The 19585-nt window shown below is 67.3% G+C and carries 22 protein-coding genes; 13 read left to right on the top strand and 9 right to left on the bottom strand.

The annotated features are described in order from the left end of the window. The first annotated feature begins 3 nt into the window (after positions 1-3). Together CXY91_RS29040 and CXY91_RS29035 are read left to right on the top strand one after the other, a co-directional pair. Entirely contained in the window at positions 4-837 is an 834-nt protein-coding gene (locus tag CXY91_RS29040; RefSeq protein ID WP_199777602.1) for an HTD2 family dehydratase, read from the top strand. 179 nt (positions 838-1016) lie between these two features. Continuing rightward, a complete protein-coding gene (locus CXY91_RS29035) occupies positions 1017-2975 on the top strand; it encodes a bifunctional 2',3'-cyclic-nucleotide 2'-phosphodiesterase/3'-nucleotidase (protein WP_100965430.1) in 1959 nt (652 codons plus the stop codon). A gap of 4 nt (positions 2976-2979) precedes the next feature. Here the strand turns inward: CXY91_RS29035 and CXY91_RS29030 are convergent, their stop codons facing one another. Beyond that, positions 2980-3252, bottom strand: coding sequence for a hypothetical protein (locus CXY91_RS29030; RefSeq protein WP_158673651.1), 273 nt, complete (start codon positions 3250-3252; stop codon positions 2980-2982). Positions 3253-3427: 175 nt separating this feature from the next. Between CXY91_RS29030 and CXY91_RS29025 the strand changes: the two genes are divergently transcribed. Continuing rightward, positions 3428-5152, top strand: coding sequence for an ABC transporter ATP-binding protein (locus CXY91_RS29025; protein WP_100965428.1), 1725 nt, complete (start codon positions 3428-3430; stop codon positions 5150-5152). A gap of 179 nt (positions 5153-5331) precedes the next feature. Here CXY91_RS29025 and leuB read toward each other — a convergent pair whose 3' ends face one another. Beyond that, positions 5332-6441 carry a 3-isopropylmalate dehydrogenase gene (gene leuB / locus CXY91_RS29020; protein ID WP_100965427.1) on the bottom strand — a complete coding sequence of 370 codons (1110 nt, stop codon included), beginning with the start codon at positions 6439-6441 and terminating at the stop codon, positions 5332-5334. Positions 6442-6521: 80 nt separating this feature from the next. After that, positions 6522-7703 carry a lytic murein transglycosylase gene (locus CXY91_RS29015; protein WP_100965426.1) on the bottom strand — a complete coding sequence of 394 codons (1182 nt, stop codon included), beginning with the start codon at positions 7701-7703 and terminating at the stop codon, positions 6522-6524. A gap of 144 nt (positions 7704-7847) precedes the next feature. On the opposite strand from CXY91_RS29015, the gene CXY91_RS29010 reads away from it, so the two are divergent. Genes CXY91_RS29010 through CXY91_RS28995 form a run of 4 tightly spaced genes read left to right on the top strand, consistent with a single transcriptional unit; the run spans position 7848 to position 9606 of the window. Continuing rightward, positions 7848-8108 carry a SemiSWEET family sugar transporter gene (locus CXY91_RS29010; protein WP_091831449.1) on the top strand — a complete coding sequence of 87 codons (261 nt, stop codon included), beginning with the start codon at positions 7848-7850 and terminating at the stop codon, positions 8106-8108. Between the two features lie 41 nt (positions 8109-8149). Then, on the top strand, positions 8150-8506 hold the full coding sequence (locus tag CXY91_RS29005) for a DMT family protein (protein WP_100965425.1): 357 nt from the start codon (positions 8150-8152) through the stop codon (positions 8504-8506). Between the two features lie 3 nt (positions 8507-8509). Then, positions 8510-9271: a class I SAM-dependent methyltransferase gene (locus tag CXY91_RS29000; protein WP_100965424.1), complete on the top strand. Its 762-nt coding sequence runs from the start codon at positions 8510-8512 to the stop codon at positions 9269-9271. A gap of 32 nt (positions 9272-9303) precedes the next feature. Further along, positions 9304-9606 (top strand): hypothetical protein, encoded by a 303-nt coding sequence (locus CXY91_RS28995; RefSeq protein ID WP_158673650.1) that lies wholly within the window; start codon positions 9304-9306, stop codon positions 9604-9606. 3 nt (positions 9607-9609) lie between these two features. Here CXY91_RS28995 and CXY91_RS28990 read toward each other — a convergent pair whose 3' ends face one another. The 4 genes from CXY91_RS28990 to CXY91_RS28975 form a co-directional block, all read right to left on the bottom strand. Continuing rightward, entirely contained in the window at positions 9610-10725 is a 1116-nt protein-coding gene (locus tag CXY91_RS28990; RefSeq protein WP_199777601.1) for a PQQ-dependent sugar dehydrogenase, read from the bottom strand. Between the two features lie 210 nt (positions 10726-10935). Next, the gene (locus CXY91_RS28985; protein WP_100965421.1) at positions 10936-12240 is read right to left on the bottom strand and encodes an NAD(P)H-dependent oxidoreductase; all 1305 of its coding nucleotides are present in this window, start codon (positions 12238-12240) and stop codon (positions 10936-10938) included. 25 nt (positions 12241-12265) lie between these two features. Then, on the bottom strand, positions 12266-12859 hold the full coding sequence (locus CXY91_RS28980; protein WP_100965420.1) for a histidine phosphatase family protein: 594 nt from the start codon (positions 12857-12859) through the stop codon (positions 12266-12268). An 8-nt stretch (positions 12860-12867) separates the two neighbouring features. Continuing rightward, positions 12868-13842 carry a Bug family tripartite tricarboxylate transporter substrate binding protein gene (locus tag CXY91_RS28975; protein WP_100965419.1) on the bottom strand — a complete coding sequence of 325 codons (975 nt, stop codon included), beginning with the start codon at positions 13840-13842 and terminating at the stop codon, positions 12868-12870. A gap of 144 nt (positions 13843-13986) precedes the next feature. On the opposite strand from CXY91_RS28975, the gene CXY91_RS28970 reads away from it, so the two are divergent. Continuing rightward, positions 13987-14799: a crotonase/enoyl-CoA hydratase family protein gene (locus tag CXY91_RS28970; protein WP_100965418.1), complete on the top strand. Its 813-nt coding sequence runs from the start codon at positions 13987-13989 to the stop codon at positions 14797-14799. Here the strand turns inward: CXY91_RS28970 and CXY91_RS28965 are convergent. After that, on the bottom strand, positions 14796-15275 hold the full coding sequence (locus CXY91_RS28965; protein ID WP_100965417.1) for a YaiI/YqxD family protein: 480 nt from the start codon (positions 15273-15275) through the stop codon (positions 14796-14798). The genes CXY91_RS28970 and CXY91_RS28965 overlap by 4 nt on opposite strands. Before the next feature lie 126 nt (positions 15276-15401). Between CXY91_RS28965 and CXY91_RS28960 the strand changes: the two genes are divergently transcribed. The 3 genes from CXY91_RS28960 to CXY91_RS31200 all read left to right on the top strand — a co-directional run bounded on the left by CXY91_RS28960 (position 15402) and on the right by CXY91_RS31200 (position 16420). After that, a complete protein-coding gene (locus tag CXY91_RS28960) occupies positions 15402-15587 on the top strand; it encodes a hypothetical protein (protein ID WP_199777600.1) in 186 nt (61 codons plus the stop codon). Positions 15588-15597: 10 nt separating this feature from the next. Further along, positions 15598-15828, top strand: a complete 231-nt coding sequence (locus tag CXY91_RS28955) for a hypothetical protein (protein WP_091831472.1) — start codon at positions 15598-15600, stop codon at positions 15826-15828. Positions 15829-16285: 457 nt separating this feature from the next. Further along, positions 16286-16420: a hypothetical protein gene (locus tag CXY91_RS31200; protein ID WP_274532916.1), complete on the top strand. Its 135-nt coding sequence runs from the start codon at positions 16286-16288 to the stop codon at positions 16418-16420. Between the two features lie 208 nt (positions 16421-16628). On the opposite strand, the gene CXY91_RS28940 is transcribed toward CXY91_RS31200, so the two are convergent. Then, positions 16629-17444, bottom strand: a complete 816-nt coding sequence (locus CXY91_RS28940) for a transglutaminase-like domain-containing protein (protein ID WP_091831478.1) — start codon at positions 17442-17444, stop codon at positions 16629-16631. Between the two features lie 264 nt (positions 17445-17708). Here CXY91_RS28940 and CXY91_RS28935 point away from each other — a divergent pair, with 264 nt between their 5' ends. Then, complete coding sequence (locus CXY91_RS28935; protein WP_100965413.1) at positions 17709-18911, top strand: pyridoxal phosphate-dependent aminotransferase; 1203 nt, start codon at positions 17709-17711, stop codon at positions 18909-18911. A gap of 48 nt (positions 18912-18959) precedes the next feature. Then, complete coding sequence (locus tag CXY91_RS28930; protein ID WP_100965412.1) at positions 18960-19559, top strand: sugar O-acetyltransferase; 600 nt, start codon at positions 18960-18962, stop codon at positions 19557-19559. Positions 19560-19585 lie beyond the last annotated feature (26 nt).

Here is a 19585-nt window from a genome sequence, read left to right as displayed (position 1 = left end):
GCAATGGATATCGATCATCTGAAATCCTGGATCGGCCGCTCGGAAGAGGCGTCCGACCTGATCACGCCGCGGCTCGTCGCCAGCTATGAGGCGACGTTCTCCCCTCATCTTGCGCCATACCCGCAGGGCGAAGCGCCGCTCGCCCTGCACTGGTGCCTGGCCCCGCCGATCTCGCCGATGGCCGCGCTCGGTGATGACGGCCACGCTGCCAAGGGCAAGTTCCTGCCGCCGGTGCCGCTGCCGCGGCGGATGTGGGCGGGCGGGCGGATCGAAACGCTCGCTCCCTTGCGCACAGGCGACGAGGTCACCCGCCGCTCGACCATCGGTGACGTCACGTACAAAGCAGGTCGCGCCGGCCCGCTCTGCTTCGTCGCGGTCAACCATGAACTCGTCACGGCGCGCGGCGTCGCGCTGCGCGAGCGCCATGATATCGTCTATCGCGAGGCGGCCAAGCCAGGAGCCGAGCCGGCGCCGGCTCCAGCCGAGCCCCGCCCGGCCGATCTGACCTGGACGGTCGAGGCAGACCCGGTGCTGCTGTTCCGCTATTCGGCGCTCACCTTCAACGGCCACCGCATCCATTACGACCAGCCTTATGTCACCGGCGTCGAAGGCTATGCCGGCCTCGTCGTGCACGGGCCGATCCAGGCGACGCTGATCATGAACATCATCGCGACGCTCTCCGGCGGCGAGCCGATCCGGCTCGACTATCGCGGGCTCGCGCCGCTGATCGCCGGCGAGGCGTTCCAGGTGAAGGCGAAACGGCTCCCGGACGGCGCCATCGCCGCCTGGACCGAGGGCGCCGACGGGCGAGTGCGGATGGAGGGCGTGAGCCGGTAACACGCGCGTCATTCTCGGACGGAGCGAAGCGCAGATCCGAGAATCTCATGACGAGAAGGCGCTGATGGCAGCCTTTTCCGGTCTGAGATGCTCGGGTCAAGCCCGAGCATGACGTTACCCCAGTGTCACGGTCCTGCCATGGTGCTAGCGTCTGTCGCAGCACCTCGCTTCAGGAGCCGATGATGGACCGCGCCCGCAGTTTCAGCCGCCGTGACACGCTCAAGGCCGGGGCCGCCATCGCCGCTGCCGGCGCGCTCGCCAGCCCGCTCGCGGCGCAGGCCCCGGCCAAGCTCAAGCTCCGGCTGCTGGAGACCAGCGACCTGCACGTCAACGTCGTCCCTTATGACTATTTCCGCGACGCGCCCGACGACACGGTCGGCCTCGCCAAGACGGCGAACCTGATCAAGGCGGCGCAGGCGGAGGCCAGGAACAGCCTGCTCTTCGACAATGGCGACTTCCTGCAGGGCTCCTCGCTCGGCGACTTCGTCGCCTACAAGAAGGGGCTGAAAGCCGGCGAGACCCATCCGATGATCGCCGCGATGAACGCCCTGCCCTATCAGTGCGGCACGCTCGGCAATCACGAGTTCAATTACGGGCTCGATTTCCTCGAGCACGGCCTCGCCCGCGCGGAGTTCCCGATCGTCTGCGCCAATGTCGATCGCATCGGCGGCGGCACGCTGATCGAGCCCTGGCGCATCTTCGAGCAGAGCTTCGAGGACGAGGCCGGCACGAAGCATGTCCTCAACATCGCGGTGATCGGCTTCGTGCCGCCGCAGATCATGCAATGGGACAAGGGCAATCTCGACCGCAAGGTCACCGCAATCGACATTGTCGATGCCGCGCAGAAATATCTTCCGGAGATCGCGCTGGCCCATCCCGACCTGACCATCGCGCTCTGCCACTCGGGCATCGCTGGCGGCGAGCGCAAGGGCGGCGAGGAGAATGCGGCGCTGCACCTCGCCAAGCTCGACGGCATCGACGTCGTCCTGACCGGCCATCAGCATCTCGTCTTCCCTGGCGGCAAGGCCTTCGACGGCATTCCCGGCGTCGACAACAAGAAGGGCTCGCTGCATGGCAAACCGGCCTGCCAGCCCGGCTTCTGGGGCTCGCATGTCGGCATCGTCGACCTCGAGCTGGAGAAGCGCGACGGGCGCTGGCGCATCGCCGACTTCAAGGTCGACCCCAAGCCGATCTATGAGCGCACGCCCGACCGCAAGATCGTGCCGAAGGCCGAGGTCGAGGCCGCCGTGCTCGCCACGGTGAAGGCCGACCACGAGGCGACGCTGAGCTATATGCGCGAGCCGGTCGGCACCACGAGCGCGCCGATCAACAGCTATTTTGCCCTCGTCGCCGACGATCCTTCCGTACAGATCGTGGCGGAGGCGCAGATCGCCTATGCCAAGCCGCTGATGGCGCAGACGCCGTACAAGGACCTGCCGATCCTGTCGGCCGCAGCGCCCTTCAAATCGGGCGGGCGCGCCGGGCCGGCCTTCTTCACCGATATCCCGGCCGGGCCGATCGCGATCAAGAACGTCGCCGACATCTATCTTTACCCGAACACGGTGCAGGTCGTGAAAGTCAGCGGCGCGCAGATCCGCGAATGGCTGGAGCGCTCGGCCGGCATCTTCAACCAGATCGACATCGCCAGGACCGAGGAGCAGCCGCTGATCAATCCCGGCTTCCCAGCCTTCAATTTCGACGTGATCGACGGCGTCAGCTACCAGATCGACGTGACGCAGGCCTCGCGCTATGACGGCGACGGCAAGCTGGTGGCGCCAGACGCCCATCGCATCGTCGACCTCGCCTATCAGGGCAAGCCGATCGACGAGAAGGCTGAGTTCATCGTCGTCACCAACAATTACCGTGCCTCCGGCGGCGGCAATTTCCCGGGCACCAAGACGACGCTGGTGCTGGAGGCGCCAGACCTCAACCGCGACGTGATCGTGCGCTACATCATCGAGAAGAAGACGATCAATCCGGCGGCCGACAACAACTGGTCGCTGAAGCCGCTGCCGGCGACCGTCAACGTCACCTTCCCGACCTCCCCGGCCGCCGTCAGCAAGAAGCCGGAGACGCTGAAGGCGCAGCCGGTCGGCGATGCCGGCGAAGGCTTCGTGAAATACCGGCTGGGCGGCTAGCCGCTCAGGACCTGTTCTTCGTCGCCCAGCAGGCCGAGCCGCTCTGGACGCTGCGCCAGACGCCGTTCGCCTTGCAGCCGTCGAGCGGCGGCGTGCAGACGCGGGCGATGCAGGCTGAAGGGTTGCTGCCGACCTTGTTGCAGTTCTGCTCGCAGCTCCTGAACATGGCGGAGCAGGAGGTGCTGACCTGCTTGCAGCCCTCCTGGGCCTGCACGGGGCCATTCAGAAGCATGACGAACGACGCCGCCATGCCTGTCATGATCGCCAATCTATTCATGCGCACCCCCTCCGCGACAGAGCAGCGATCGTGACGCGCACGATGGGCGCGTCAACGAAGCAAGGTCGGTACCTCCGCCGAACCTCCTCGCCCCGTCGCCGCAATGCGACCGGTGCGTGACGCTCCGTTCGTCTCCACCTGACCAGCTTGCCGCCAATATGCTAACAGCCCCTGCATGCTCGCCCGCTTCTTCGCCTATTATCGCCCGCATCGCGGCCTATTCCTGCTCGATTTCGGCTGCGCCGTGATCTCGGGCCTGCTCGAGCTCGGCTTTCCGATCGCGGTGAAGCTGTTCGTCGACCAGCTGCTGCCGAGCGGGAACTGGAGCCTGATCGTGCTGGCCTCGCTCGGCCTGCTCGCGATCTACCTGATCAATGCCGGCCTGATGGTGGTTGTGACCTATTGGGGCCACATGTTCGGCATCAACATTGAGACTGAGATGCGCCGCAAGGCGTTCGACCACCTGCAAAAGCTCTCCTTCGGCTGGTTCGACAACCAGAAGACCGGCCATCTCGTCGGGCGCCTGACCAAGGATCTGGAGGAGATCGGCGAGGTCGCCCATCACGGGCCCGAAGACCTGTTCATCGCGGTGATGACCTTCATCGGCGCCTTCGCGCTGATGCTGATGGTGCACCCGCAGCTCGCCCTGATCACCGCGACGATCGTGCCGCTGATCGCCTGGCTGACCAGCCGCTATGGCCGGCGGATGACGGCGAACTGGCAAAAACTGTTTGGCAGCGTCGGCTCGTTCAACGCCCGGATCGAGGAAAATGTCGGCGGCATCCGCGTCGTCCAGGCCTTCGCCAACGAGGAGCACGAGCGCAGCCTGTTCGCGGTCGACAACCAGCGCTATCGCCGCACCAAGCTCGACGCCTATCGGCTGATGGCGGCCTCGACCTCGCTCTCCTATTTCGGCATGCGCCTGACCCAGATGGCGGTGATGATCGCCGGCGCCTATTACGTGCTGACCGGCGGTCTCAGCGCCGGCGGCTTCGTCGGCTTCCTGCTGCTGGTCACGGTGTTCTTCCGGCCGATCGAGAAGATCAACTCGGTGATCGAGACCTATCCGAAGGGCATCGCCGGCTTCCGGCGCTACACCGAGTTCCTGGACACGCGGCCCGACATCGCCGACCTGCCCGGCGCCCTCGCCGTCTCCGGCCTCAAGGGCGACATCGCCTACCAGGATGTCAGCTTCGGCTATACGCCGGACCGCAAGATCCTGAAGGGCATCAACCTGACAATCCGCGCCGGCGAGACCATCGCCTTCGTCGGCCCGTCAGGGGCCGGCAAGACAACGATCTGCTCGCTGCTGCCGCGCTTCTACGATGTCGAGGGCGGGCAGATCGCGATCGACGGCATCGACATCAGGCAGATGACCCTCGCCTCGCTGCGCGGCCAGATCGGCATCGTCCAGCAGGACGTCTTCCTCTTCGCCGGGACGCTGCGTGAGAACATCGCCTATGGCAAGCTGACGGCGAGCGAGGAGGAGATCGTTGAGGCCGCCCGGCGCGCGCGGCTGGACGAGATGATCGCGCGCCTGCCCGGCGGGCTCGATACGGTGATCGGCGAGCGCGGCGTCAAGCTCTCGGGCGGGCAGAAGCAGCGCCTCGCCATCGCCCGCATGTTCCTGAAGAACCCGCCGATCCTGATCCTGGACGAAGCGACCTCGGCGCTCGACACCGAGACCGAGCGCGCCATCCAGGCCTCGCTCGCCGAGCTGTCGAAGGGTCGCACAACCCTAGTCATCGCGCATCGCCTCGCGACGATCCAGGATGCCGACCGCATCATCGTCATCGACGAGAGCGGAGTCGCCGAGCAGGGCCGGCATCAGGAGCTGGTGCAGCGGCCCGGGATCTACCGGCGCCTGCATGAGGCGCAGTATGGGGGCAGGGCAAGCTGAGGGGCTGAAGAGCCTACCTCGTCATGGTCGGGCTTGCCCCGACCACCCACGTCGTCGCTGATTGAAGGCGGTGTTCAAGACGTGGATGCTCGCCACAAGGGCGAGCATGACGTAGTGGAGCAGCGTGGTGTTCATGGTTTCCGGGCTCGCTGCTCCGCAGCGCCCCGGAATGACGAACCTCAGCCCCGCGCTTCGAGCGCCTTGACGATGGCGTCGCCCATCTCGGTCGTCGAGACCGCGTTGGCGCCGGGCGCGGCGATGTCCTTGGTGCGGGTGCCGGCGCCGAGCACGTCGGCGATCGCGCCTTCGAGCCGGTCCGCCGCCTCGCCGGCGCCGAAGGAATAGCGCAGCGCCATGGCGAAGGAGCCGATCATCGCGATCGGGTTGGCAAGGCCCTTTCCGGCGATGTCGGGCGCCGAGCCGTGGACGGGTTCGTAGAGCGCCTTGCGCTTGCCGGTCGCCGGATCCTCGGCGCCGAGCGAGGCGGAGGGCAGCATGCCGAGCGAGCCGGTCAGCATCGCCGCGACGTCGGAGAGGATGTCGCCGAAGAGGTTGTCGCAGACGATGACGTCGTACTGCTTGGGCCAGCGCACCAGCTGCATGGCGCAGTTGTCGGCCAGCACATGCTCGAGCTCGACATCCTTGTAACTCTTGGCGTGCAGCGCCGTGACCGTCTGCTTCCAGAGCACGCCGGTCTTCATGACGTTGTGCTTCTCGGCCGAGGAGACCTTGTTGCGGCGGGTGCGGGCCAGCTCGAAGGCGACGGCGCAGATGCGCTCGATCTCGCCGGTGGTGTAGAGCTGGGTGTCGACGCCGCGCTTTGAGCCGTCCTCGAGCGTGACGATCTCCTTCGGCTCGCCGAAATAGACGCCGCCGGTGAGTTCGCGCACGATCAGGATGTCGAGCCCTTCGACGACCTCCGGCTTCAGCGACGAGGCCGAGGCCAGCGCCGGATAGCAGATCGCCGGGCGCAGATTGGCGAAGAGGCCAAGATCCTTGCGCAGGCGCAGCAGGCCGGCCTCGGGGCGGTGCTGATAGGGCACATCGGCCCATTTCGGGCCGCCGACCGCACCGAAGAGCACGGCGTCAGCTTCCTGGGCGAGCTTCATGTCGCCTTCCGAGATCGCCTGCTTGTGGGTGTCATAGGCGATGCCGCCGACGAGGCCGCGCTCGAGCGAGAACGAGCCGAGGCCCTGCTTCTCGAACCAGGAGACGATCTTCTCGACCTGCCCCATCACCTCGGGGCCGATGCCGTCGCCGGGGAGCAGCAGGAGCTTGTGGTTCGCCATCGATTGAGCCTCGCGCAACAGAAATGCGCTGGCTGCTTACGAGGCGCAGCGTTCGTGCGCAAGCACGGGACGGCTGCGCCTCAGACGCGCCCGCCCTTCAGCGCGCGCAGGACCTTCTCGCCGGGGCGACCCGTCTGCGGCATGCCGACCTTAGCCTCGATGTCCTTGATCGCCGCCCGCGTCAGCGCGCCGACCGCGCCATCGGGCTCGCCGACGTTGTAGCCGCGCTGGATCAGCAGGCGCTGCAATTCGCGGCGCTGCTCGCGCGAGAGCGGCAAATCGTCGGTCGGCCATTCGCCCTGCACGCCTGGCCGGCCGCGCAGGCGGTCGGACAGGAGCGAGATCGCAAGGGCATAGGAATCCGCGCCGTTATAGCTGTAGGCGGCGTCATAGTTCTTGAAGACGAGGAAGGCCGGGCCATTACGGCCGGCCGGCATCAGCAAGCCGGCATTGCCGGAACCGGTCAGCGCCGAGCCGTCGAATTTGACGATGCCTCGCGCCGCCCAGGACGAGACCGGCTGCTTCGGGTTGCGCCCGGTCGGGCCGGAATAGCCACCGGGCACGCGGACCTCGTAGCCCCAGGTCGCGCCGGTGACCCAGCCGGCCTTGTCCATGAAGTTCGCGGTCGAATGCAGCGCGTCGGGAATGGAGTCGACGAGGTCGCGCCGGCCGTCGCCATCGCCGTCGACGGCGAGCCGCAGGTAGGTCGAGGGGATGAACTGGGTGTGACCAAAAGCGCCGGCCCAGGAGCCGAACAACCGCTCGGGGCGGACATCGCCGCGCTGGATGATCTGCAGGGTAGCGATCAATTCGCCCTTGAAGAAGGCATTGCGCCGCGGCGCCAGGCAGGCACCGGTCGACAGCGCCTGGACCAGCGGCATCTTGCCCCGCGCCTTGCCGAAATCGCTCTCGACGCCCCAGACCGCCGCGATGGTGTGGCGGTCGACGCCGAAGCGCTGTTCGGCGGCGGCAAGCGTCGATGCGTGCTGGCGCATCATCGAGCGCCCTTCGGCGACCTTCTCGTCATCGACCAACGTGCCGAGATAGTCCCAGATCGGAGTCTTGAACTCCGGCTGGTTGTTCATCGCCTCGATCACCTTCATGTCGGGCGTGACGCCCGCCATGGCGCGATCGAAGGTGGCGCCGGAGACGCCCTTGGCCGCGGCGGCCGAACGCAGGCCGGCGACGCAGGAGTCGAAATCGGCCCGGGCCGCGGTCGCGGCGGCGAGGACGAGAGGCAAGGCCAGGATCAATGTGCGCATAAATCCACCGAATCGCAGGATTGACGCAAAACTAGGGCGCTGCGGTTAACGGAGGTTAACCATGCGAGGCCTGCCGCGCGCGGAACGCCGAAACCGGCTATGTCTGATCGACCTCGACTCTCGCGCGAATCGCCGCAGGCCCGCATGTCCACCGCCGCCATCGAAGCGCTCGGCTTCTGCGCCGCCCTGCTCACCACTTTCTGCTGGCTGCCGCAGGCCTGGCAGACGATCAAGACGCGCGACACCAGCGGCATCTCGCTGTGGACGCAGGCGCTTTTTGCCACCGGCATCGTGCTCTGGCTGATCTATGGCGTGCTGATCGCCTCATGGCCGCTGATCGGCGCCAATACGGTGACGCTCGCGCTGGTGCTGATCATCCTGACGATGAAACTCCGCTACGGCTGAGCCGTTGATCCCGCCGATCCTGCGCAAATCCGGACCCTGCCATGCCAACCCTCAGCGCCGCCCATCTCCTGCCGATCGCCATGCTGATCGGCTCGAACGTCTTCATGACCTTCGCCTGGTACGGCCACCTCTCCTACAAGAGCACGGCGATCTGGCTGGCGATCCTGGCGAGCTGGATGATCGCGCTGCCGGAATACATGCTCGCCGTTCCGGCCAACCGCATCGGCTCGAGCGTCTATTCGGCGGCGGAGCTGAAGACGATGCAGGAGGTGATCACGCTCTGCGTCTTCGCCGGCTTCTCCGTCTTCTGGCTCAAGGAGCAGCTGACCTGGAACCATGCGATCGGCTTTGCGCTGATCGCGGCCGGCGCCTTCTTCATCTTCCACGCCAAGGCCTGAGCGATGGCGCCGATCCCGCACTCCGGCCACCCTGCCGTCGAAGCCTATCTCGCCGAGGGCTATGGCAGCGTCGTCGGCATGTCCTCGCGCTTTGCGGCGGCAATCTGCGCGCGGCTGCTGCGTTTGCAGACGGAAGAGGGGGTCGGCGGGCCGATCGCCGAAATTGGCGCTTTCGAAGGTCGCTTCTTCATCGCGCTGGCCCATGCGCTCGACCCTGGCGAGCTTGCCCTCGGCATCGACATCTTCGAATGGCCAAATCCTCAGGTGAAGGATCGCTTCGAGGCGAACTGCCTGAAGCACGGCATCGCGCCCGAGCGCCGCGTTACCATCAAGGCCGATGCCGGCACGATGTCGCCGGCAGAACTGATCGGCCATGCCCGCGGCGAGAAGCTGCGCTTCATCCATGTCGACGGCGAGCATTCGCGCGCGGCGCTGAGCAAGGATCTGGCGCTCGCCACCGCCTGCCTCGCCGAGGGCGGGCTCATCGTGCTCGACGACATGCTGCACCCCGGCTACCCGACGCTGATCGTCGCGGTGCAGGACTATCTTGCGGCCAATCCCGACATCGTTCCGCTGTGCATCATCGACCGCGAGACCATTGTCGGCGCGACCAAGTTCGTGCTTTGCCAGCGCGACTGGTTCGAGCGCTACCAGGCGTCCATGCTGACGATCTTCAAGGAGCAGGTCTGGCCGCTGGGAGCCGACTTCGAGCCACATTGGTGCCTCGTTCTGTCGCTCGATACGCGGCTCGCCGAGATCACCTGATTCTGCTCGGATTTCCCCGAAGGATGCCTGCCTTGTTCAAGCCGATGCCGCTCGCCCTTTGCCTTGCCGCCATGTCCGGCGCCGCCCTTGCCGGACCGACCTGCTCGCCGAGCGACGAGCGCGCCCGCATCCTCGCCTCGGCCTCGGCCGGCAATCTCCATCGCGACTGGAAGGGCGGAAACCGGGTCGGCTATGGCTGGTCGCTGCAGGTCGACCGCAGCGTGCGAGACGCCGCCGGGACCGAGTACTATGTCGGCGATCTCTACGACACCAACGGGCATCTTGCGACCCGCAAGGTCTTCGTCGTCGAGCGCGAATGGGATTGCGGGCCGTGACGCTCAGCGCGACGGCCTGACCCGCAGCACCTTGCCGTTCGAATCGTCGCTGAGCAGGTAGAGGAAGCCGTCCGGGCCTTGCCGGACGTCGCGGATGCGCTCGCCGAGATTTGTGAGCAGGCGCTCCTCCCCGGTGACCTTCTCGCCATCGGTCGAGAGCCGCGCCAGCAATTGACCGGCGAGCGCGCCCACGAAGAGCGAGTTCTTCCAGGCCGGCCAGGTGTCGCCGGTGTAGAAGGCAGCGCCAGAGGGCGCGATCGACGGGTCCCAGTAGAACAGCGGCTGCTCCATGCCGGGCTTCGACGTGCCCTCGCCGATCTTCACGCCGGAATAGTCGATGCCATAGGTGATGACCGGCCAGCCATAGTTGAGGCCGGCCTTCGGCGTGTTGATCTCGTCGCCGCCGCGTGCGCCGTGCTCGGCCGTCCAGAGCTGGCCGGTCTGCGGGTGAAGGGCGGCACCCTGGACATTCCGATGGCCGATCGACCAGATCTCCGGCTGCCAGCCGGGCTTCTTCGGATTGCCCTCCGCCGCGCCACCTTCGGGCTTGATGCGCAGGACCTTGCCGATATGGTTCTCCGGGTTCTGCGCCTGGTCGCGCTGGCTGTAGCGGTCGCCGACGGTGACGAAGAGTGCGCCAGCCCGGTCGAAGACCAGCCGCGAGCCGAAATGCATGTTGCTCGCGATCGTCGGCATCTGCCGGAAGATCACGGTGAGGCCTTCAAGCGCAGTGCCGTTGGCGCTCAGCCGCGCACGCGCGACACTGGTGCCGTTGCCATTGGCGCGCGGCTCGGCGAAGGAGAAATAGAGATAGCGGTTCTGGGCGAAGTTCGGATCGAGCACGACATCGAGCAGGCCGCCCTGCCCACGCGCCACGACATTGGGCACGCCGGAGATCGGCGCCGAGAGCTTGCCGTCGCTGCCGACCATCCGCAGCCGGCCCGGCCGCTCGGTCACCAGCATGCGCCCGTCGGGAAGGAAGGCGAGGCCCCAGGGGTTCTCCAGCCCGCTCGCGACGGTTTCAACCACGAGCTCCCCGGCGCTCGATGGGTAGCGTTGCTGGGCTGTGGTAGGCGTCGCAAGCACCAACGCGAGGGCTGCGGCGAGAACGAAACGCATCGGCATCTCCTGATGAGGGCCGGCGCAAATCCGGCCACCTCTAGCATCTATACGGTGTCGTCCCGGACACACCGCAAGCGGCGCCGATCCGGGGCCCATTTCGGAGTCTTTCCGGGCAAGTTTCCGAAATGGATACCGGGTCTCCCTGCGGTCGCCCGGGATGACGGATGCAGGAAGCCTGAACGACCCGCATCGGAGAGAATGCACGATTCAGCCGCTGGTTGCTTCGAGCTCACGCCGAAGTGAGACGATGGGCGAGGTTTCATCCAGCGTAACATCGTCACTGGTGACCACGGCCCCTGCCGCGACGTTGCGCTTCAATGTCACGCCATGCGCCAGTCCGATCGGCAGCGCCTTCGCCGCGCGGCTCGCGGCGGCCGGCATCAGTCTGCCATAAACGGTGTAGCCGCCCTCCCCGTCCAGCATCTCGCCGGCCTTGAGATCGCGCTTGGCGGTCGCGACCGCGTCGCCGCGCCAGCTCCGGGTCGTGCCGGTCGGCTCGCCGCGCAGCGCCGCGTTCAGCACCGAGAGCGAGAGCTCGAGCCCGATCAGGTGGAAGGGCTTGTACATCGCCGCATAGAGGCCGGTGGCATCGGTCGGCAGCCCGTACTGCTTGAAACAGGCGGCAGCGTAGGGGTTCGGCGCCTTCAGCACGACATAGACGCCCCAGCGCAGATCGCGGAAGACCGGCCGCCCATCCCGCTCCAGCGAGGACACGACCTCGACCATGCCGTCATGGTCGAGCCGGCCGCCGACCGCCTTCGGCCGCAGGACATGGGCGAGATCGTCGACGCCGCAGGGCGGGAAAGCGAGACCGCCTTCCGGCACGTCGAGCCCGCTGGCATTGGCGATCGCCGCCATCTCGATCGCCGATTTGGTGCCGTCGAGGAAGGAGTTGAACATTTGCGGGTTCATGCCAGCAGCCTTCGCCGCTTCCGGCGTCAGTCCATAATGGCCCCAGACCTCGTCCGGCGTGACGCGGTGATAGGCCGGCAGATACTTCGTGCCCTTGCCGGCGGCCGCGACGGTGAAGCCCGAGGCTCTGGCCCAGTCGACCATCTCGGCGACAAGGGCGGGCTGGTCGCCATAGGCCATGGAATAGACCACGCCGGCTGCCTTCGCTTTGGCTGCCAGGACAGGGCCGACCAGCACATCGGCCTCGACATTGACCATGACGACATGGCGCCCGGCCGCGATCGCGGCGAGCGCATGGCGGGCGCCGGCGGCCGGATGCCCGGTCGCCTCGATCACCACCTCGACGCCGTCCATTTCCGCGGCGGCGACGCCGCTGTCGACGAAGCGCGTGGCGGCGATGCGGGCCTCGTCCCAGCCGACGATGCGGCAAGCATTCTTCGCCCGCTCGGGATCGAGATCGGCGATCGCCGCAACTTCCAGTCCCTCGATATGCGGCGCCTGGGCCAGGAACATGGAGCCGAACTTGCCGGCGCCGATCAGGGCGCAGCGAACGGGACGGCCGGCCTCGGCGCGGGCGGCGAGCTTTGGCATCAGGTTCATCGCATCGCCCTTTTCTCGCTGGCCGTCACGGCGCAGGGATCGTGCCGCGTACGCTGATGCCGCCGTCAGGCCCGCGACGCAGCACCACGATATCGCCCGACCTGGGAAACACTCCGGTCAGCGCGGTGATGTTGACCTGATGGGTCACCATCACGACCGTTCCCGCATCGCGCGGCAGGCCGGACAGCCGCCGTCGGAGCGCATTCGTTGCGGACTCGCGCTCGCCGGAGTGGCCGAAGAAGGAGTTCAGCGCCTCGGGTGCGTCCTCGACGGTTCCCAGGCTCATGAGTTGCGCGGTGTCGCGCGCCCGGCACCACTGGCTCGTGAGCACGAGGCCGACGCGCACGCCGCGCCGGCGAAACTCATCCCCGATCCGGCGGGCCTGTGCGCGGCCTTGCTCGCCAAGATTGCGCTGCGTCGCGCAGTCGCCGATCCGGAAGCCGGCCGGATCGCCGACCCCGGGAGCGTCGGCATGACGCAGCAGCGCGATGTGCCCAGGCGTGGCAAGCGCATCCCACAGGGCGTCTGCACTCTCACGCGCCGCCGCAGTCGCCGCAAACGGCAGCGTGGCGAGCGCGACCAGCACGAGCCGGCGCGGCAGCGACGCGGGCACGCCCATCGGAAGGCTCACTCCGGCTTCACGCCGGCTTCCCTGATGATCTTCTCCCAGGTCGCGATTTCCTGCTGATGGTAGGGCCGGAAGGCGGCGGGGTCGCGGATTTTGAGGGTGAAGCCGAGCTTGAGGATCTGCTCGGCAATCGCCGGCTTGGCGAGCGAGGCCAGCACGGCCTTCGACAGGGTATCGAGGACCGGCGCCGGCGTCGCGGCGGGCGCGAAGAAGGCGGCCCAGCTGTCGGCGTCGGCATCGCTCACGCCCTGCTCGCGCAGGGTCGGGATGTCCTTGGCGCGCGGATTGCGCTCCGGGCTCGCCAGCGCGATCGCCCGAAGCGTGCCGGCGTTGATCTGCTCCAGCACGGACGGCAGCGTCGAATTGGCGATGTCGATGCGCCCGCCGATGATCTCCTGCACCAGCGGCGCCGCGCCGCGGAACGGCACATGCGTCATCTTGATGCCGGTGCGCTGCATGAACAGCTCCATGGCGAGATGCGAGCCGGAGCCGACGCCGGTCGAGCCGTAATTGAGCTTGCCGGGATCGGCCTTGGCGAGCGCGATCAGCTCCTTGATGGTCTTCGCCGGCAGGTCGTTGCGCACCACGAAAGCATGCTCGAAGGCGCCGACGCCGGCGACCGGTGCGAAATCCTTGACCACGTCGTAGCCGGGATCCTTCAGCAGGAACATGTTGTTCCCATGCGTCTGGTTGTTGCCGAAGATGAAGGTGTGGCCGTCGGCGGCGCCATGCGCGACGGCCCGGGTGCCGACCGCGCCCGAAGCGCCGGCGCGGTTATCGACGAGAACGTTCTGGCCGATCGAGGTCGAGAGATCCTGGGCGACGAAGCGCGCGATCGCGTCGGTCGGCCCGCCGGCTGGATAGGGCACGACCAGGGTGATCGGCTTCGACGGATAGCTCTGCGCCCGGACGATGGCCGGAGCGAAGACGGCGCCGGCAACGAGGCCAAGCGTGGAACGGCGGGTCAGCGACATGAACTTCCTCCCGGGAGCCCGATTGGGAGACGGGCTTTCGCGGGAGGATTACGGGCAAAGCGGGTTTGCGTCCAGCGACTGGCGCGTAAGTGGCGTCCTGTCTTAGCCTTTTTGGCAATGAGGCTTTGAGGGAGACGAGATGCCATGACGATCCGGATCGAACGCAGCGGCAAGGTCGCGACCGTGATCCATGCGCGTCCCGAGGCTCGCAACGCCATGGATCCGGACAGCGCCATTGCCCTGACCGATGCCTTTGTCGCGCTCGACGCCGATCCGGAAACCGCCGTGATGGTGTTCTGGGGTGAAGGCGGCGCCTTCTGCGCCGGATGGGACCTGAAATACGCTCAGGCCTTCACGCAGGCCGAGCGCTTCCGGAGCGAGATCGTCGAAGGCCTCGCCTTCCCGCCGGGCGGTGCGCCACCGCCGCGCGGGCCGATGGGGCCCTCGCGCCTGGAGATGAGCAAGCCGGTGATCGCGGCCGTGGAAGGCCCGGCTGTCGCCGGCGGCATGGAGCTCGCGCTCTGGTGCGACGTCAGGGTGATGGCGCAGGACGCCTATTTCGGCGTCTACTGCCGGCGCTGGGGCATTCCGCTGATCGACGGCGGCACGGTCCGCCTGCCGCGCCTCGTCGGTCAAGGCCGCGCGCTCGAGATCGTCATGACCGGCCGCAAGGTCGAGGCAGAGGAGGCTCTGCGCATCGGGCTGTGCGAGAAGGTCGTTGCCCGAGGCGAGGCGCGCGCCGCGGCCGAGGCAATGGCGCAGGAGATCGCGCGCTTCCCGAGCGGCGCCATGCTGGCCGACCGCCGCAGCGTCATCGCCGGGCATGGCCTGCCCGTCCGCGAGGCGCTGGCGCGCGAATGGGAAGGCGGCGTCCATACCATCGCGACCGAAGGGGCGGCCGGCGCCGGCCGCTTCGCCGCCGGCAAGGGCCGCGGCGGCGATTTCAGCGAGATCTAGGCGGAAAGGCCCGCCCGCCTCAATCGCTGCACCGCGACGTCGAGCGCCTGCAGGAAAGCCGAGCGGTCCTTCTGCGAGAAGGGCTTCGGGCCGCCGCCGACGCTGCCCATGGCGCGCAGGTCTTCCATCATGTCGCGCGTCGCCAGCGCCATGCCGATCGAGGCCTCGGTGAAGGGCTTGCCGGTCGGGCCGATCACGTCGGCGCCGGCCTTGATGCAGCGGTCGGCGAGCGGGATGTCGGCGGTGATGACGATCGCGCCGCGGGCGGCACGCTCGGCAATCCAGTCGTCGGCGGCATCGAAGTTGCCAGGCACGACGACGCGCTCGATCCAGGGCTCGCGCGGCACCTGCATGAAGCTGTTGGCGACGACGAAGACCTTGAGCCGGTGCCGCTCGGCGACGCGATAGACCTCCGGCTTCACCGGACAGGCGTCGGCGTCGATATAGATCACGATGGTGTTGGCGGGCGCATCCATGGCGCCGGCATCGCAGCCGAGCGGCCCCCACGCAAGCCCTTATGCCGGCCTTATGCGTGCAAGCACCTTCCGCATGGCGGCCTTATCGGGGGCGGACCTACATCATCGGCATCGATGGAGGTCGATATGTTGATGAACAACGCCTTGTTCCGCACCAGCCAGCAGCGCCGTGCCCGCGCCGTCTATGACAGTGTCGCCAGCCGCCGCCCGGTCGTGGGGATTCTCTGTGCCGAGATGGTAGCGCTCGCCGTGTTCGCACTGGCCGCCGCCGCCGTCCTCGGCCTGCGCGCCTGGTTCGCCTTGCCGAACTGAGGACGCCGCCATGGGACAATTCAAGCCGCTGCAGCCGCTCAATGGCGAGAGCCATCTCTTCCTGGTCGGCCGGTCGAGCCACGGCTTCTGGGTCGCGCGCGACCTCGAAGGCCGCAGCGAAGGCATCTTCCGCAACCAGAAGGAGGCGGTTCGCTTCGCCCTTTCCGAGGGCGGCCATCCCAATGCCGTGCTGATCTCCCCGAACGGAGTCGAGCCCAGCTATGGTCTGGGCGTCCATTGAGGGCATGCCCAGTGCCGACAAGGCGAGCCGCGACCTCGACAGGGCGCTGCTCGCCATCTTCCTGGAAGCCGCTGGCGCACTGATCGACCAACTCGCCGGCGCCGGCATCGGCGATCCTGCCGACATCGCCCGGCGGCTCAACCGCCGCGGCTTTCCCTGTTTCGGCCGGCCACGCTGGGGCGCTGGCACTGTCGCCATGGTGCAGCGCCGCTGGGCGCTCCGGCACGCTGGGGACGGGGCGCTGCTGCGCCAAGAAAGCGCGTGCTCTCGCTGCGACTCTGCCCTAGGCTCCCCTTCTGCTTCGACTTCACGGCCCGATGTCCACGGGCCGGCCGTGGCAGTCGGAAGCCGGCCGCCATGACCTGAGCTCGCAGCCGTCCCGACCCGCTCAGCGCAGGTTCAAGCCCCTTCGATCCGAAGCGGCGATGCCTGCCATTCCGACCGAAGGAGACGAGACATGGCAAAAGGCGAGCAGCGCAGCAATCGCGAGGCCAAGAAGCCCAAGAAGGACAAGCCGAAGGCGAGCGCGACCCCTCCGGCGGGCTTCGCCTCGGCCGTCGCCAAGGCAGCGGCGGGTCCGAAGAAGAAATGATCCGCTTCCGCACGATCGACCCCACCCAGCCCGAGAAGCCGGCACCGCAACCGGCTCCCGTGCATGCTGTCGCGGCCGTACCGGCAGAGCCAGTGCCGGAGGACACCCCTCCGGCCACCCGCAAGGGGCTGGTCCGCAAGACGCCGCTGCGGGCGAAGAAGGCCAAGACTGCCCCACTCCTCGACCGATAGGTCCTGGCGAATCGGCCTCAGGCCGCCTCGGCGACCTCGTCCGTCCAGACCTTGAATCCGGTCAGCGTGTTCGGTCCGAAGGTGGTGGCGATCGCGACATCGGCAGCATCGCGTCCGCGTGCGATCAGCACCCGGCCGATGCGGGGGACATTGTTGCGCGGATCGAACATCTGCCAGCCGCCATCGAGAAAAGCCTCGAAGGAGGCGGCGAAATCGCCCGGCGGCCAGGGTGGCGGCGTGCCGACATCGCCGAGATAGCAGGTGCAGTAGCGCGCCGGGATGTTCATCGCCCGGCAGAAGGCGATAGCGAGGTGGGCATAGTCGCGGCAGACGCCGCGCCCTTCGCGATAGGCCTCGGAGGCGCTGCGGGTGACGCTCGCGTCCATATAGTCGAAGGCGATGCGCTGGTTGACGAAGTCGCAGATCGCCTGCACCCGCGCCGCGCCCGGCGGGGTATGACCGAAAAGCTCCCAGGCGAGATCGAGCAGGCGATCGCTGTCGCAGAACCGGCTGGCGAGTAGGAAGACCAGGCACTCTTCCGGCAAGCGCTCCACCGGTACCTGCCCGGCCTTGCGGTCGAACGCCTCCGGCAGGCCGCTATCGCTGATCACCGCATCGGCGGAAATGCGCATCGTGCCCTGCGGCGCCACCAGGCGGCTGCACCAGTTGCCGAAGCCATCGCGATAGGCAGTGACCGGCGTCGGAGGCTGGATACGCATGTGATCCGGCGCCGAGAGATCGGAGACCCGGCTGAAATGCACGTGCAGCATCAAGATCATCGGGGTCGGCTGTGGAAAAACGTAGTCGAGTTCGTAGCCGATCCGGAGTTTCATGCATGGGCCTTCTGCGCGTCGGCGCGCTGTCGTCTTCTGGCTCCCCAGCCTGCTCTACCAAGCACGTTTCGGGCCAGGGCGATACGGTTGCGGGCGTCTGCCGCGGACAGGCCGTTTTCGCCCCCGGGTCGACGGCACGCCGCGCTGCCATTCCTGTCGTTTCTGGCCGCTATCAAGCAGTCTTGCTTGCAGTGCCCGCTCCGGGGGCCTAAACCACGCCCCGCGCCCGCGACGGGCGCCATCGTTCTCCCGGAGATCTGGATCATGGCTTTCCTTGCCGACGCCCTGAAGCGCGTGAAGCCGTCTGCGACCATCACCATCACGCAGAAGGCGCGCGACCTGAAAGCGCAGGGCAAGGACGTGATCTCCCTCTCCGTCGGCGAGCCCGATTTCGACACGCCGGACAATATCAAGGAAGCGGCGATCGCCGCGATCCGCCGCGGCGAGACCAAGTATACGCCGGTCGCCGGCATTCCGCAGCTGCGCGAGGCGATCACGCGCAAGCTGAAGCGCGAGAACGGCCTCGACTACAAGGCCTCGCAGACCATCGTCGGCACCGGCGGCAAGCACGTCATCTACAATGCCCTGCTCGCCACGCTGAACCCGGGCGACGAGGTGATCTGCGTCGCGCCCTACTGGGTCAGCTACCCCGAGATGGTCGCGCTCTGCGGCGGCACGCCGACCTTCTGCGAAGCCACCATCCAGAACAACTTCAAGCTCCAGCCGGCCGATCTCGAGGCTGCGATCACGCCGAAGACCAAGTGGCTGATTTTGAACTCGCCGTCGAACCCGTCGGGCGCCGCCTACACCCATGACGAGATGAAGGCGCTGACCGACGTGCTGATGCGCCATCCGCATGTCTGGATCCTCACCGACGACATGTACGAGCACCTCGTCTATGGCGACTTCAAATTCGTCACCCCGGCGCAGGTCGAGCCCGGCCTGTACGAGCGCACGCTGACCATGAACGGCGTCTCGAAGTCCTATGCCATGACCGGCTGGCGCATCGGCTACGCGGCCGGTCCGCAGCACCTGATCAACGCCATGGACCTGGTCCAGGGCCAGCAGACCTCGGGCACGTCGGCGATCTCGCAATGGGCCGCGGTCGAGGCGCTCGACGGCACGCAAGAGCACATCCCGGTGTTCAAGAGGGCGTTCGAGCGTCGGCGCGACCTCGTCGTCTCCATGTTGAACCAGACCCGCGGCCTGAAGTGCCCGACGCCGGAAGGCGCCTTCTACGTCTACCCGGACTGCTCGGAGCTGATCGGCAAGACGCTGCCGAACGGCAAAAAGATCGAGACCGACGAGGACCTGGTCATGGGCCTGCTTGAGAACGAGGCGGTCGCGGCCGTGCACGGCTCCTCCTTCGGCCTCGGCCCGAACTTCCGCATCTCCTACGCCACCTCGGACGAGAAGCTGGAAGAGGCCTGCCGCCGCATCCAGCGCTTCTGCGCCGAGCTGCGCTGAGACATCGCAAGGCCGGCGGCTCGGCTGCCGGCCTCGTCCTCATCCGCGATGACACTTGAAGAGCAGCGCGCCCTGATGCTGTCGGGGCGCATGTATGACGACCTCACGCCCGAGCTGATCGCAGCCCGGGCGCGGGCGGTCGGTCTGACCGACGCCTACAACCGCAGCTTTGGCCAGCCGCAGGCCGAGCGCGAGGCGCTGCTGCGGGCTTTCCTGCACGATGTCGGCCCCGGCGCCCATTTCGAACCGAATGTCCGCTGCGAGTTCGGCTTCAACATCTCGATCGGCCGCAGCTTCTACGCCAATTTCGACTGCGTCATGCTCGATGGCGGCGAGATCACCATCGGCGACCATGTCCTGCTCGGCCCGCGCGTTGGCATCTACACCTCGAATCACGCCATCGACCCGGCCGAGCGCGTCGCCGGCGGCTGCTATGCGAAACCGGTCACGATCGGCAACCGGGTCTGGGTCGGCGGCGGCGTCCAGATCACGCAAGGCGTCACGATCGGCAACGACAGCATCATCGGCGCCGGCAGCGTCGTGACGCGCAATATCCCTGCCGGCGTGATCGCTGCAGGCGTGCCCTGCAAGGTGCTGCGCGCGATCACGGCGGCGGACAGGACAGGGTTTCGCTCGACGCGCCCTTGAGTGGGCTCGGTCCCATCCGGGCTTCG

Source organism: Allobosea sp. FBZP-16 (assembly GCF_002831785.1).
Lineage (GTDB): Bacteria > Pseudomonadota > Alphaproteobacteria > Rhizobiales > Beijerinckiaceae > Allobosea > Allobosea lupini.
This window is presented reverse-complemented; position numbering and strand designations above follow the sequence as displayed.